This window comes from Enterococcus sp. AZ179, from assembly GCF_050498885.1.
Classification (GTDB): Bacteria; Bacillota; Bacilli; order Lactobacillales; family Enterococcaceae; genus Enterococcus_D; species Enterococcus_D entomosocium.
The window spans coordinates 2,762,235-2,776,911 of sequence record NZ_JBMHEO010000001.1 but is presented as its reverse complement, the minus strand read 5'-3'; the positions used below and the strand labels follow the sequence as shown (position 1 = coordinate 2,776,911).

The window sequence follows — 14,677 nt, the reverse complement described above, 5'->3', positions numbered from 1 at the left end:
GTTAAACGCCTCCTTTCACGATGATCGCATCACCAAATGTTTGCTTCAAATTGCTTTCGGTAAAGACTTCACTGACTGGTCCCGCAGCGATCAGGGTTTGATTGAGAAAAACCAAGTAATCAAAGTATTCGGTGATTTTCCCCAGATCATGATGAACGATAAAAATCGTCTTTCCGGCATCTCGCAAGTTACGCAACAGGCCGACGATGATCGCTTCACTGGTGGCATCGATCCCTACAAAGGGCTCATCGAGGAAGATATAGTTAGCATCTTGCACCAACGTTCGAGCAATCAAGACCCGCTGAAACTGCCCACCGGACAATTCCCCAATCTGACGCTCCGCAAAGGATTCCATTTCTACCGCTGCCAGAGCGGCTGTCACTTTCTGCCAATCGTTGGCCGACATTCTTTGGAACATGCGCATCTTAGGATACAAGCCTAAAGATACGACTTCTTTGACTGTGATCGGAAACGTGTAATCAACCGCAGTCTTTTGTTCGACATAGGCAATTTCCTTTTGAAAGTCTTTTAACGCTTTTTTGTTGACACTCATGTTCCCACTGGAAGGGATCAACTTCAACGCCGCTTTGATCAGCGTCGACTTCCCTGCCCCATTTGGTCCGATGATCCCTACGATCGCTGGTTTCTCTACTTGAAACGACAAATCCGAGATCACTTGATGATTGCCATCATAGGCTGCGGATATTTCTGAAAAAGTAATCATTATTTTCACTCCATTTCCATAGTTAAGGATAGTTTATTTATTTTTTAGGTAGACCTAACTTATTTTTATTATACAAGAAAGGATTGGTTTTGCAAGACAGTTCTCTTGATTTTTTTAAGAAACACCGCAATTTTTTGGCAATGGTTCTTGAAACCCAAGATTCTATCTCTATTTATTGAATAAAAATTGGCGACCACAAATACTGATTCCACTAATTTCTTTCTATCTTTTGATCGCAAAGCGTTTAATTTATTTTCAATAAAAGAGATCGTTCCTCGGCACCTCAGTGACGTACTTTTTTTCAATAACAGAAAAGAGAAAAATCAAATCTCATTTCATACTCCCTTCATGATTAATACCAAACAAATCAAAGAATCAGTAATTCTTCTATTTCCACAAATTCACGAATCTACTCTTTTTTATGATGACCAAGAAACCCTTTCATCTCGACTAAAACGCTTTATAAATTAAACTTTTCTAATTATTATGTGATTTTTCGAACAAAACCTAAAAATAACATGACAACTATGTTAGTCTTTGATTTGGAAAAAGTTTTAGGAGGAATAAAAACAATGAAGAAAATTTTCCAAACACTATTAGTCCTAACCTCGTTAGCAACTTTGAGTGCTTGTGGCGCTGATTCACAAACAAGCAGCAGCACAAGTACTGGTTCATCTGCTAATGAAGAAACAGATGCAACTTCAGCTGCATCTGGTCAAGAATACACAGACCCTAGCGAACTTGCAGACAGCTACGATGTCGTGATTGTCGGTGCGGGTGGCGCTGGAATGGCCGCTGCGATCCAAGCAAAGGAAGCTGGCGCAAACCCAGTTATTTTAGAAAAAATGCCAATTTCTGGTGGGAATACATTGAAATCTTCTGCAGGAATGAACGCTTCAGAAACCAAATTCCAAGAAGCAGAAGGCATTGAAGATTCAAACGATCTATTCTATGAAGAAACATTAGCTGGCGGTCACAACACCAATGATGAAGAATTGTTGCGCTACTTTGTGGATCATTCAGCAGAAGCGATCGATTGGTTAGATTCCATGGGTATCACTTTAGACAACTTAACAACGACTGGCGGGATGAGTGAAAAAAGAACGCACCGTCCATCTGATGGTTCCGCGGTTGGGGAATACTTAGTTGATGGCTTGATGCGCAACATCCATGAATTGGAAATCCCAATTTTTGTAAATGCCGATGTCAAAGAAATCAATGAAGAAGATGGTCAAGTCAACGGGGTGACCGTTGAAGTAGAAGGAAACGAACAAACCATTGATGCCAAAGCAGTTGTCGTTACAACAGGCGGTTTCGGTGCCAATTTCGACATGATCACCGAGTACAAACCAGAATTGGCAGACTACGTGACAACGAACCAAGAGGGTTCGACTGGTGATGGAATCAAAATGATCGAAGCGTTAGGCGGACAAACGGTTGATTTAGAGCAAATCCAAATCCACCCAACAGTGGATCAGTCTAAATCACTGTTGATCACTGAAGCTGTCCGTGGAGAAGGCGCGATCTTGGTCAATCAAGAAGGCGAACGGTTCTTCAATGAAATGGAAACACGAGACAAAGTCTCTGAAGCGATTATTGCCCTACCTGAAAAATCGGCAACGTTAGTTTTTGATGCAGGTGTCAAAGAACGCGTAACAGCCATTGATTTTTACGAGCAACAAGGGTTAGTCAAATCCGCTGACACGATCGAAGAATTGGCAAAAGAATTGGACATGCCAGAAGCAGCGCTTGCTGAAACGATCGCTACCTGGAACAGCAGTGTGGCTGCTGGTGAAGACGAAGCCTTTGGACGCAGCACAGCAATGGACAACGATTTGTCAACAGGACCTTACTATGCCATCGCCATAGCTCCTGGTATCCACCACACGATGGGCGGCGTGAAGATCAACACGAACAAAGAAGTGATCGCTACGGATAACGAGATCATTCCAGGTCTCTTTGCAGCCGGAGAAGTAACTGGTGGGTTGCATGGTGAAAACCGAATTGGCGGAAATGCAGTTGCCGATATCATCATCTTCGGACGCCAAGCAGGAACAAAAGCTGCCGAATTTGCGCAAGAAAATTAAACCATTCTCTATAAAAAAGAAGTATTAACGCTTTTCATCAGCGTTAGTACTTCTTTTTTCTCATATAATTGACACAATAGTTTTATTGATCTTATGCTGTCACTTTGATGATCTGCACCTCATAAGGCGCCAACTGAAGAAGTTGGCTTGTCGTTTTTCCAGTAAGCAAGTCGATTCCTGAAGTTGCTACCTCTACTTCTTGATTTTCTTCGGAAAAATTCATCACAAAATAATAGGTAGTCGGAGCGAGCTGCTCTTGCTGACTTTCTCTACTTTGAATCGACACGTTCGTTGAACCTTGGCGGACCCACTCATTTTGTAAGCGAAGCTGTTGTGTTACTTCTTGATAGAAGTCTTCCAAAAAGGCTTGATCCGTCCGTCCCCCAAGATAGTAGGCACTTCCTTCACCATAATCATTTACGGTCACTGCAGCTTGACCTTGATAAAAATCTGCACCGTACACCCCTAACGTTTGGGCGGTGTTTGTTTGGACAATACTACAATAATCATGAATTCGGTACTGCTGTTCCTTCATTAAAAGCATATTTTTTTGTTTCGGATATAACGTATCGATTTCTTTCACAGACACACCAAACAGTTCTTCTAACTCTTGGGGCCATCCTCCTAAATAGGTCAAGTCCGTTTCATTCACGATCCCCGTCAAATAAGTGGAAACCAGTGTCCCGCCATTTTTCGTATACTGTTGAAATTTTTTCATAGTTTCTTTTGTTAAGAGGTAAAGCATCGGAGCGATGATCAATTGGTAAGCATCAAAGTCATGGTCTTTCGTGATGACATCAACCGCGATGTCATGATCCCAAAAATAGCGGTAATGCTCTTGCAACGTTTGTGGGTAGCGTTTGCTCTCTAAACCAAAACCTTGCGCATCATTGAGCGCCCAATTGTTATCCCAATCATAGATGATCGCCACTTTGGCTTTTTTGTGCAATCCCTTGATTTCTTTGATTTCTTCTAAGGCTTTCCCAACTTCTACTACATCATGAAAAACACGATTTTGTTCGTCGTTGTCATGGTCCACGACAGCCCCATGGAACTTCTCAGACGAGCCTCGAGATTTCCGCCATTGGAAATAAAGATTACTGTCTGAACCGTGAGCAATAAATTGCATAGAAGACAAAAGATGCATCCCGGGACGTTTCGTGCGATTGACTGGATGCCAATTCACACCACTAGGGGTTGATTCCATGATCAAAAATGGTTGCTTTTTCAAGCTACGATATTGATCATTGATAAACCCAACCTTACTTGCCAAATCGGCTGTCGTTCCCCAATCATTATGCCAAGCAGGATAACAGTCCCAACTAATGACATCCACATGCTGGGCAAATTTTCCATAATCAAGACTATAAAAGGGAATCAAATCACGGGTATCTGCCATGAAATTCGTTGTGATCGGCACATCTGGAGACAAACGACGAATGTCTTTGATCTCATGTTCATAGAAATCAATAGTCTGATCGGTTACAAAACGATGCCAGTCTAGATTTAGTCCATGAACTTGCATTTCGCCGATCGGTGAAGGAGATTCGATTTGCGACCAATCGGTGATGGTATGGCTCCAGAACGGTCCCCACCAGGCCTCATTCAAGGCTGCTAGCGTTTGGTACTTCTGCTTGACCCACTGACGAAAGTTTTCTTGGCAAATAGGACAATGACAATCTCCAGAATACTCATTGGAAATATGCCACATCAATAGTGCTGGGTGATCGTGGTAGCGTTCAGCTAATTTCCGATTGATGATCGCCACTTTCTCACGATAGATTGGCGAAGAAAAGCAGTGATTGTGTCGCCCACCGTGTAACATTTTTTCCCGTTTTTCATTGGTCCGGAGAACTTCAGGGTATGCTTTAGACAACCAGGCAGGACGCGCGCCGCTTGGCGTCGCTAAAATGACGTTACTGTTTCGTTCGGCAAGCTCATCCATGATTTTGTCTAACCATTCAAATTGAAACACCCCTTCTGCTGGCTCTAAGGCACTCCAAGCAAAAATACCAAGGGAAAATGTATTAGCATGAGCTTTTTCCATTAGTTCTAAATCTTTGGCTAAGATCTCGGGATAATTTAGCCACTGGTCAGGATTATAATCCCCACCATGTAAAAAGCGTTCTTCTAAGTTATATCTTGTCATCTTCTCTTCCTATCCTTTTGTGCCGCCAGCGGTCAAACCGGTGACAAAATGTTTTTGTAATGCAATAAAGACGAGCGCGATCGGAATACTGATCAAAATGGCCCCTGCCGCAAAAGTCGTATAGCTGGCACCCATTTTATCCGTGACTAATTTGTATAACCCGATGGGTAATGTATAGTACTCAGGATTACGTAAAATCACTGAAGACAGGGCAAAGTCTCCCAGTGGTCCGGTGAAACCATTCATGGCAACCACTGCCAGCATTGGTCGAGATAATGGAATCAAAATTTGCCAGAATATTCGCGTATTGCTTGCGCCATCTATCTTGGCACTCTCGTCTAAATCTAACGGGATCGAGTCAAAATATCCTTTCAATAAGTACGTGTTCATGGGAATCTGACCCCCAACGTAAATCAAGATCAGCAACCAATGACTATTGATCAAGCCGAGCATTTGCGCCAGTACAAAAATTGCGATCAAGGCAGAGAACTGCGGGATCATTTGTAGTAGTAAGAACATCATCAATCCATTTTTACGGCCTGTAAAACGAAACCGTGAAAAGGAATAAGCCGTCATGGAGACAAAGATCAGTGACAGGAACATAGTGCATACACTGATTTTCAATGAATTCAAATACCATTGACTATAATATAACGAATTGTCGCCAGCAAACAATTTCGTGTAGTGACTTAATGTCGGACTCGTCGGAATCAGACTCGTACTTATTAAACTGTTCCCAGGATTAAAACTAGCACCGATCGTCCATAGTAAAGGGTAGACGATCACCACTACCGTAAAAATCAGTACGAGATATGTCAAGGATAGGCGGACAAATTTTTGTTTTTTCATACTTGCTGCCTTCATGTTATCCAACCTCCTTGAATGAATTTGTTCGACGGAATTGCCATAAAGCAATCGCGATCACGACGATCGATAAGAGAATCGACAATGCTGCTGCTAGTGCATATTGACTATTTTGCATCGTGAGCTTATAGATCCATGAAACCAAAATATCGGTACCACCAGCGGTCGAACCAGGAACTGCCGGCCCACCAGAATTAAACAGATAAATGATATTGAAATTGTTGAAGTTAAACGTATATTGCGTAATCAAAATTGGTGCCATTGCATAAAGCAGTAATGGCAATGTGATTCGTCGGAATTTTTGCATAGCTGAAGCACCATCGATGGTCGCCGCCTCATACAAATCATCAGGAATGGATTGCAGCGTCCCTGTAGTCACGATAAAAATATACGGAAAGCCTAGCCAGCCTTGAATCAGTAACAAAGCTAAACGGGTCCAATTCGCACTCGTTAGCCAAGGAATCGGTGAAATCTGGAAGAAATTCAAAATCGTATTATTGATCGCACCAAAGGAATCATTGAACATTCCTGAAAATACCAAGATCGTAACAAATCCCGGAACTGCCCATGGGAGGATCAAAATCGTTCGAAAGAACTTTTTGAATCGTAGTTCTTTTTGATGCACCAGCACCGCTAAAAATATTCCGATAGAAACTTGTAACGTTGAGGCGATCAAGGTCCAGATAACTGTCCAGCCTAGAACATTGAAGAAGGTACTACGCCAAATATCGACAGTAAAAATCTTCTTAAAGGTCTCTAATCCCACCCAATCTGCTAAATTGGCAGGTGCAGAATGATACAGATCATAGTTCGTAAAAGCTAACGCGATACTAAAGAGAATCGGAAAAATAACAGAAAACACGAGTAAGAAAAATGCTGGGCTACTCATTAAATAAGGATAGCCTTCTCTTAATAGTGCCTGGTAGCTTTCACGGATAGAGTTGACTGGTAGCTCATTGTCTCTTAATTCGCCGTTTTTATAGGCATCACGGATGTTTAAATAATAGAACAACAGACCAAAACCGATGACGATCAAGGCAACTAATCCTTCTGCTAATAAAAAGATGGAATTGTCTCTCGGCACTTCCACGCCTAATGTCACGATGCCCCAAAGTCCCATATTAAATAAATCTTTAAAGACGACAAGATACATAGCAAAAAAGAAGAAAAATAAAGCGCCTTTGATTTTTTGCCGATTATAAAATTGACCGAATCCTGGTATTATCGAGAATAGCATTGCTCGTTTTGCATACGACTGCGTGTTTTTCACATTTTCGCCCCCTGTAAGAAAAAGCCGCTGACAAACGTTTCGTTCGGCATTACTTGATTCCTAGTGCTGAATCACCATCCGAAACGTTTGTCCTCGTAACGACTTTTTAGTTTTGAATTGCTGCAATGGCTGATTTGATCTGATCGACTGCCTGTGGTAGAGCTGTTTTCGGTTCAGCCTTTCCAGTAGCAATGGTTTGCAATGCGGCATCCATTGGTTCCCATACTGAATTCATTTCAGTGATCCCTGGTGTTAGTTCTGCGTGTTGGGACTGAGCGGCGATGGCTGCAGCACTTTCACTTTCTTGAACTGCTGGATCATCTGCCAAAGAAGCAACCGCTGGTACTTCTTGTGTTTTTTCATAACGGACTTTTGAATTCTCCTCATTGCTGATAAATTTCACGAACGCTTCAGCTAATTCAGGGTTTTGGGAATAGCTACTTACGTTGTAGCTTTTGACACCGATAAAGGAGCCCATATGTTCACCATTCCCTAATAATGGCAATTCTTTCACACCATAGTCGATGCCCGCTTCTTTATAAGGAGACAAGTTCCATGGTCCCGAGACGACAGCTGCAGCTTTTCCTTCCGTAAATAAAGAGTCCAACACATTGATTCCTTGTTCACCGACCAATCCGGATGGAAAAACACCTGCATCATAAAACTGTTGGATATAGTCCGCTCCTTCGATCGCACCTTCATTAGCTAATCCAATATCTTCAGGGTCATAGGATCCATCGGCATTCTCGCCAAAAACATAACCGCCATAACCGCTCAATACACCTTGTGCGTAATAAATTTGATCCCATAATGCCAGTAACCCATAACTGTCAGCACCTAAAACAGATTTAGAATACTCTAGCCACTCATCCGTTGTCTGTGGCAAGTCTTCTTCGGAAATTAGCTCTTTGTTATAATACAAAATTTGTGTTTCAACCGCTTTTGGTAAGCCGTAAACTTTGCCATCAACGATTTGCGATTGCATTGCTGATTCCGTATACAGATCTTGTAGCGTTTGATCGACTGTTAATTCTTTCAACAACCCTTCGGTAACTGCTGTACCGATTTGATCACCAGGAATTGTGATGACATCCGCACCTGTACCAGCGGGTCCATCCAATCGTAAATCTTCAATCTGTCCACCATAGGCTTTTTCGACCACTTTGATCGTCACATCGTGTTCTTCTTCAAATTGTTTGACTGCCTCTTCAATCCCAGCTGATTTTGCTTGGTCTTCCCAGACCAATAGATCATAGTCCTTATCGCTGCCACTATTTGCTGCAGTACTATCTGTCCCTTCACTTTGTGGACCGCAAGCACCTAATCCTAAAGCTGCTACACTTAAAAAAAGAACTCGAGACATTTTTTTCATCATCATTTCTCCACCTTTTCTTTATTTTGCAAACGCTATCTTCTTGTTTATAATAAATTATTTTACTTAATATGTAAATAGTTTTACTAAATTAATTTCTTTAACAGAGTAAACAAACGGGTTAAATCAAGGTTTTTCAAACAAACATTTTTTTGAAACACCTCCACGCTCTGAAATTTCACTATTCAGTAAATATATTTAGTAAATTCATTTACTTGGTAAAGTTGTTAGCGTATACTAGAAGAAAGAGGTGAAGAAGATTGGTTACAATAAAAAAAATTGCCGAGCAATCAGGCTTTTCACAAGCGACTGTTTCCCGATTATTGAAAGGCGACGAATCGTTGTCGATCGCAGCCGATACGCGTCAAAAAATTATTCATACCGCTTTATCACTAGGTTATGATCGCTCAAAAATAAAAACAACACTAGAAAAAATCGCCGTCCTTTTCTGGCTGACAGAACAAGAAGAGCTTCAAGATGTCTATTTTCGACAATTGCGAATCTCTTTAGAAAAATATGCGAAAATCAACAATTTGGAAATTCAACTGATCACCCATGAAGATGATGTTTTAGAAACATTGCAAGAGGTCGCGGGGTTTATTGGGATTGGCTCTTTCACTGAGAAAGAAACGCAGCAGTTCAAATCCGTTTGCCCCTATGGTGTCCTTTTGGAAATCAACCCCTGTCCAGAGCTGTTCGATACGGTCAAACCCGATACTGATCGAATGACGCAACTGGCGATCGATCTGTTTTTAACAAAAGGATACCGTAAGATCGGCTTTATTGGTGGCGCTTATCTAAACCCTGATACTCAACGTGCAGAAATGGATAGTCGCGAGATCATCTTCCGTCAAACGCTGGCTCGTCGAGATGCGTTCGATGAGGCGTTCCTGTTTACTGGTGGCAATTTTTCCGTTGAAACCGGCTATCGTTTGGCGAAAAAAATGGTGGAATCCCTTGGTGACAATTTGCCAGAGGCGCTCTTTGTGGCTTCTGACACCGTCGCAGTTGGTGTGCTCCAAGCGTTAAATGAACGATCTATCATCATTCCTGATCGCTTGGAATTAATCAGTATCAATGACAATGAGATCGCAAAATTTGTGGCTCCCCCACTAACAACGTTTAACATCGATGTGGAGGAAATCGCCAAAACCGCGATCGATTTGCTGGTGGATCAGATCGTTCATCCTCGAGCGATAACCAAAACAGTCCTTTTAGGGGCTGAACTCATCGAGCGAAAAAGCTTTACGCAAGCTTAAAAAACGCCCCTAGAAAGTTAGGAAAAGCTAACTTTCTAGGGGCGTTTCATTGTCTAAATCGAAAAAAGCATTCTTTCGTTTTTCACATCTCTTTCGCCACAGCATACACAAGATGCGGCATGTCCACTTGTCGATAGTGTTTAACAAAGCGATCCACCAGCTTCATTCCATTGCGCAATGCCACATTTATGGAGGCTTGATTGGACTCACGAATGATCGAATAAACAATATCGGCATTCAGCGTTGCAAACGCATAGTCTTTACAGGCCTGGGCGGCTTCTGTGGCAAACCCATGATGCCAGAAGTTCTTTTGAAACAAGTACCCAATTTCTAAAACGGCTTCTCCCTTGACGTCTTGCCATGTCAACCCGCATTGACCGATCGCTTGCCCGGATGCTTTCTCAATCACTAGCCACAAGCCAATGTGATCGTTTTGATAGTGTTGCAGCTGTTTGTCGATCCAACCAGTGACTTCTTGCTCACTGAAGGGTCCTTCATAGGCAATCATAACTTCTGGATCTTGCAAAATCTTTTCAATCGCTGGTCGATCGTCATGACTCATTTCTCGCAACAATAATCGCTCGGTTTCAATTAGTGGTTCCATAGTTGTTGCGCTCCCTTCTATTCCATTCGGTTTCTTTTCAAAAAATACCAACTTGCTGCCCATGCGGTGATGGGTAAAATAATCACCGCTGCCAGACCCGTGATCAAACAAACGACCAATTCTGAGACGAACGCCTTCGAATTGAGCATTTCACCAAAGGAGATCGACAAATCTTGAAACCACGCAATCAACGCCAGATTACTTCCCATAAAGGCAAACAATAAGGTATTGATCGTTGAAGACAATACGTCTGATACCACGGTCATACTACTTTTACTTAATGCCTTGATTGAGACTTGCGGGTTTGCTTGAAAAAGTTCATAGGTCGCAGTGCTGATCGCCATACTCCCATCTGCCACCGCCCCCGAAAAACTCATCAAAATGATCGCAGTCATCAATGTCTTAAAATCGATGGCTACATCAAAGGAATACATCGCCAACTCATCGAGTTCCTCTGCCGAAAACCCATGAAGATTCATTGCAGAGAGCACAAGAGGAAATAATAGTAGAAAAAGCCCTAGAAAGACCAACACACAGACAAAGGCAATTTTGGTTTTCTGATTGACGCCGTTCACGAAAAACAAGGTGATCGCCGCCACGGCTAAAAAGGCAACACAAGCCGCTGGTATGATCGGTGCCCCTCGGTCAATCAGGACCAGTAGCGCTAGAAAGACAGCCACATTCATAAACAGACCAGTGACTTGAAACAGCCCTTCGATCCGAAAAACAGCGAAAGTCAGCAAGAGAAAAAACAAGATCAACACAAACAAAACATTCATCCTGCTTTCCTCCTTTGTAGTTCAAAGCAAAGAAGCGTCAACGGTACCGATAAAACCAGCGCAAAGCCGCCGCATACTGTACGCACTATTTCTAAAGAAAGATGCATCGGCAATGCTTGCGACAGCAGCCAGCCATTTGCTAGGTAAAACAATAGCGCTGGCATACTCCCACTTAAATAAGCAAACAACAAGACATTGATCATCGAAGAAGTCGTATCTTGCGCGATGGACCGACCGATCGCTAATCGTTCCTTGCGGCTAGTCTGGGGATTGATGCGCTGGATCTCATCTAGACTGGCAATCAGCATGACGATATTGTCCATGCTGGCACCAATCGCGCCAATCAGCAGACTCCCTAGATAGACACTGCGATACGGACGGGTCAGAAACGACATTTCTTCATAGCGCAACCCATGATCTTGCAAAAGATCCATGGCGAACCGACAGAGAAAAAACGCCAAGAGGACGCTGGCTAACGAGGCAATGATTTTGCGGCTGTCGATCGTACGAAAGCCATAGGAAATCCCCATCGTCAAAACCAACGAGACGATCGTAAAAACGATCATCAAAAAGACCAATGAAAAGGAGCTGTTGCCTTTGTGAAACCAAAGAAAGAGTAGCAGCAAGCCAGTATTCACAAAGATACTAAGCAAAGCCCGTAAGCCCTTTTTGCCACCAATTGCGACTACTGCCATCAGGAATAAGGCAAGGAAGAAAAAGAGATACCCATCCCGTTTTTGTGCTTGTACCTGCCAGCCATCCCCTTCTTTTTGCAAAAGCAGCTGTTGTCCGGTCTGATACAACGGATGAATCGCACCGTTGGGCGTGTATTCTGTAATGACTGTCCGCAGTACCCCAGCTTCTTCTCCGTTAAGAAGGATCCCTTGAATCTGCTGCTGGTCGGCGGTGACTTGAACCGTTTGTACTTCTATGATCGGCTGTGCATAAAAGCGGCTGCTTTGGGTTTGGATCAGCCAGCTCAAGACAACCAAGCTAACAAAGGCCGCTAGATAATAATACTTTTTCAAGACCGTCTCCTTTCTTTTTCAGCAAAAAAAGAACTTAGACAAACCACCAGTCCTACGACCAATCACCTTGTGAAGCTGGCTGACTGGTCGAAATGGTTACTGTGTTGGCGAGACTAACTGCTTTGCTAGTCGCCTGCTTTGTCAAAGTCCTTTTGCTCGTTTTGCTTACACGACGTTTTGTGGCGTCCCTGCTTTAAAGCCGCTTAAGTTCGCCACAGCGATCCCCATCAAACGACGTCGGGTTTCGACGGGCGCCCAAGCGATATGCGGCGTCAAATAGCAATTTGGTGCTTGCAACAAGGGATTGTCCGCTGCAATCGGTTCTTTCGAGACGACATCTGCCGCCAAGGCTGCGATCTGCCCAGTTTGCAGCGCTTCAGCAACTGCCGCTTCATCGATCAAGCCGCCACGCGAGGTATTGATCAGGATCGCAGAAGGTTTCATTTGTGCCAATGCTGTGCGATCGACCATTTTTTCTGTCTCAGGAAACTGTGGAACATGAAGGCTAATGATATCTGCTTCTTGATACAGTTCCGCCAACGACACTTGTTTTGCCCAAGCAGCTTGTGCTGGTTTTGGTCGATGATTAAAGTAGATTACTTTCAATTGAAACGCATGTGCGATCGTGGCAACTGCTTGAGCGATCGCACCATATCCAATCAGCCCAATCGTTTTGCCTGCCAATTCCATCAATGGCGTCTGCCAATAAGAAAAATCTTTGCTGGTTTGCCAGTCACCCTGATGCACGGAACGATTATGGTGTCCCACTTGGTTCGTCACTTCCAGCAGCAAAGCAAAGGTCGCTTGTGCCACTGCATTGGTACTGTAGCTAGGAATATTGGTCACGGTGATTCCTTGTTCCTTCGCTGCTGCCAAATCAACGACATTGTATCCAGTTGCTAAGACCCCAATGTAGGTCAATTGCGGACATGCTTTGAGCACATCAGCGGTGATCGGTGTTTTATTTGTCAAAATCGCTTCGGCATCACCGATTCGATCAATTATTTCTTGTTTATCTGTATATGAGGTACGATCATATACCGTCACCTCTCCTAATTCTTCAAACCCTTGCCAAGCCAAATCCCCTGGATTCAACGCATAGCCATCAAGTACAACGATCTTCATTCTTTCGCCCCTCTCGCTTTTCCTTTTGCTTTTCCATAAAAAACGGGAATTCCTAGTAACGTCACGCCGATTCCCACGACTGCTAACCACGTGTCATTGATCAAGGTCATGATCAAGATAAAACAGCCACCTAAAATCGCAATCAAGGGAATGATTGGATAGAAGGGAACTTTATACGGACGCTTCATCTGCGGTTCTGTTTTTCGCAAACGAAAAACTCCTACAAACAATAATACACTAAAGAACCACATAACAAAAACCAGCATATCGGTCAAAAGATCAAAGGTGCCTAAAAGCATCATGATACAAGCGATCCCTAATTGTAAAAAGGCCGCCGCATAGGGTGCATTAGTGGTTTTACTTAAGGTCGCAAAGGTCTTGCTGAAAGGAATCTCATCTTCCAACGCCATCGCATATGGGACCCGCAAGCCAGTCATTGTATAGCCGTTCAATGCGCCATACACAGAGATCAAGATACCGATCGTGACCAATTTTCCGCCAAAACTGCCGAACAAGGCCATCGCAGTTTCTGAGGCACTGTTCAAATTACCAGCGATTTGATCGATCGGCAATGTTTTTAAAAAGGCAACATTGATCAACACATACACCAAGGTAACAAAACTCAACCCAAAGATGATGGCTTTTGGCAAATCTTTTTCGGGTCGCTTCATTTCTCCAGCGACATTGCCGACCCCCATCCAGCCATCATAAGCAAAAAGGGTTGCTAAGAGGGCACTACTGATACCAGCTGCAAGGGAGCCTTGAGTATTGGAAGAAAAATCCACCAATGAGACCGATACTTGCCCTGGTGTCATCAGGCCAGCCACGATAATCACCGCAATCGGAATCAGCTTGACTGCTAAGGTGACGGACTGGACTTGAGCTGCAGCTTTTGTTCCCAAAAGATTAATCAAGGTCACACTCGTTCCGGTCAAAATCGATAAAGGAAGCAAATAATTGCTAGGTAGATGAAATAAGTTCAAACATTGTGTTGCGAAAATAATACTTAAAGCCGCCACGTTCGCTGGAAAGTAAATGATACTTTGTGCCCAGCCTAATAAAAAGGAGGGTAATTTCCCATAAATTCTTTCGATATATCGAATAGGTCCGCCGGTCTCAGGAATCGCCGTCGCTAACTCTGCCACGGTCAAGCCGCCGCAAATCGTTAGAAAGCCGGCAAGTAGCCAAACCAACAAGGTCAATCCAGTCGATTGGGTCTGCTGGACCACAGCCGCTGCTTTGAAAAACACGCCGGCGCCAATCACCGTTCCCATTACTGTCGATAATGCCCCAAAAAAACTGATTTCTTTTTTCAATTGACTTTTCACAACATCACTTCCTTTTTAAATGAATAAGTCAAAGTATAGCGGATAGAAACTATCTTGACTAGAGGAATTTCAGAAAACAAAAAGCAAA

General features: G+C 43.2%; 12 protein-coding genes. 2 read left to right on the top strand and 10 right to left on the bottom strand.

Translation table 11 applies throughout. From position 1 onward, the window contains the following. Position 1 precedes the first annotated feature (1 nt). Positions 2-724, bottom strand: a complete 723-nt coding sequence (locus tag IGI88_RS13065; protein WP_005234801.1) for a metal ABC transporter ATP-binding protein — start codon at positions 722-724, stop codon at positions 2-4. Positions 725-1,296: 572 nt separating this feature from the next. Here IGI88_RS13065 and IGI88_RS13060 point away from each other — a divergent pair. Further along, positions 1,297-2,811, top strand: a complete 1,515-nt coding sequence (locus IGI88_RS13060; RefSeq protein WP_429960624.1) for a flavocytochrome c — start codon at positions 1,297-1,299, stop codon at positions 2,809-2,811. 91 nt (positions 2,812-2,902) lie between these two features. Here the strand turns inward: IGI88_RS13060 and IGI88_RS13055 are convergent, their stop codons facing one another. The 4 genes from IGI88_RS13055 to IGI88_RS13040 all read right to left on the bottom strand — a co-directional run bounded on the left by IGI88_RS13055 (position 2,903) and on the right by IGI88_RS13040 (position 8,472). After that, on the bottom strand, positions 2,903-4,960 hold the full coding sequence (locus IGI88_RS13055; RefSeq protein WP_429960623.1) for a beta-galactosidase: 2,058 nt from the start codon (positions 4,958-4,960) through the stop codon (positions 2,903-2,905). A gap of 9 nt (positions 4,961-4,969) precedes the next feature. After that, the gene (locus tag IGI88_RS13050; RefSeq protein ID WP_429960622.1) at positions 4,970-5,824 is read right to left on the bottom strand and encodes a sugar ABC transporter permease; all 855 of its coding nucleotides are present in this window, start codon (positions 5,822-5,824) and stop codon (positions 4,970-4,972) included. Between the two features lies 1 nt (position 5,825). After that, positions 5,826-7,061, bottom strand: a complete 1,236-nt coding sequence (locus tag IGI88_RS13045) for a carbohydrate ABC transporter permease (RefSeq protein ID WP_429960852.1) — start codon at positions 7,059-7,061, stop codon at positions 5,826-5,828. Positions 7,062-7,200: 139 nt separating this feature from the next. Next, positions 7,201-8,472 carry an extracellular solute-binding protein gene (locus tag IGI88_RS13040; RefSeq protein ID WP_016613571.1) on the bottom strand — a complete coding sequence of 424 codons (1,272 nt, stop codon included), beginning with the start codon at positions 8,470-8,472 and terminating at the stop codon, positions 7,201-7,203. Positions 8,473-8,726: 254 nt separating this feature from the next. On the opposite strand from IGI88_RS13040, the gene IGI88_RS13035 reads away from it, so the two are divergent. Next, positions 8,727-9,725, top strand: a complete 999-nt coding sequence (locus IGI88_RS13035) for a LacI family DNA-binding transcriptional regulator (protein WP_008378943.1) — start codon at positions 8,727-8,729, stop codon at positions 9,723-9,725. A gap of 82 nt (positions 9,726-9,807) precedes the next feature. On the opposite strand, the gene IGI88_RS13030 is transcribed toward IGI88_RS13035, so the two are convergent. The 5 genes from IGI88_RS13030 to IGI88_RS13010 all read right to left on the bottom strand — a co-directional run bounded on the left by IGI88_RS13030 (position 9,808) and on the right by IGI88_RS13010 (position 14,589). Further along, the gene (locus IGI88_RS13030) at positions 9,808-10,329 is read right to left on the bottom strand and encodes a GNAT family N-acetyltransferase (protein WP_429960621.1); all 522 of its coding nucleotides are present in this window, start codon (positions 10,327-10,329) and stop codon (positions 9,808-9,810) included. Positions 10,330-10,346: 17 nt separating this feature from the next. Next, on the bottom strand, positions 10,347-11,108 hold the full coding sequence (locus IGI88_RS13025) for a YibE/F family protein (protein ID WP_429960620.1): 762 nt from the start codon (positions 11,106-11,108) through the stop codon (positions 10,347-10,349). Beyond that, positions 11,105-12,136: a YibE/F family protein gene (locus IGI88_RS13020; protein WP_429960619.1), complete on the bottom strand. Its 1,032-nt coding sequence runs from the start codon at positions 12,134-12,136 to the stop codon at positions 11,105-11,107. Before IGI88_RS13020 ends, IGI88_RS13025 begins: the two co-directional genes overlap by 4 nt. 165 nt (positions 12,137-12,301) lie before the next feature. Then, the gene (locus IGI88_RS13015; protein ID WP_429960618.1) at positions 12,302-13,261 is read right to left on the bottom strand and encodes a D-2-hydroxyacid dehydrogenase; all 960 of its coding nucleotides are present in this window, start codon (positions 13,259-13,261) and stop codon (positions 12,302-12,304) included. Further along, a complete protein-coding gene (locus IGI88_RS13010; protein WP_429960617.1) occupies positions 13,258-14,589 on the bottom strand; it encodes an APC family permease in 1,332 nt (443 codons plus the stop codon). Before IGI88_RS13010 ends, IGI88_RS13015 begins: the two co-directional genes overlap by 4 nt. Positions 14,590-14,677 lie beyond the last annotated feature (88 nt).

Bases quoted from the DNA above. Each gene is read 5' to 3' on its own strand.
- IGI88_RS13065 (WP_005234801.1), bottom strand. From the start codon at position 724: ATGATTACTTTTTCAGAAATATCCGCAGCCTATGATGGCAATCATCAA.
- IGI88_RS13060 (WP_429960624.1), top strand. From the start codon at position 1,297: ATGAAGAAAATTTTCCAAACACTATTAGTCCTAACCTCGTTAGCAACT.
- IGI88_RS13055 (WP_429960623.1), bottom strand. From the start codon at position 4,960: ATGACAAGATATAACTTAGAAGAACGCTTTTTACATGGTGGGGATTAT.
- IGI88_RS13050 (WP_429960622.1), bottom strand. From the start codon at position 5,824: ATGAAGGCAGCAAGTATGAAAAAACAAAAATTTGTCCGCCTATCCTTG.
- IGI88_RS13045 (WP_429960852.1), bottom strand. From the start codon at position 7,061: ATGCTATTCTCGATAATACCAGGATTCGGTCAATTTTATAATCGGCAA.
- IGI88_RS13040 (WP_016613571.1), bottom strand. From the start codon at position 8,472: ATGATGATGAAAAAAATGTCTCGAGTTCTTTTTTTAAGTGTAGCAGCT.
- IGI88_RS13030 (WP_429960621.1), bottom strand. From the start codon at position 10,329: ATGGAACCACTAATTGAAACCGAGCGATTATTGTTGCGAGAAATGAGT.
- IGI88_RS13025 (WP_429960620.1), bottom strand. From the start codon at position 11,108: ATGAATGTTTTGTTTGTGTTGATCTTGTTTTTTCTCTTGCTGACTTTC.
- IGI88_RS13015 (WP_429960618.1), bottom strand. From the start codon at position 13,261: ATGAAGATCGTTGTACTTGATGGCTATGCGTTGAATCCAGGGGATTTG.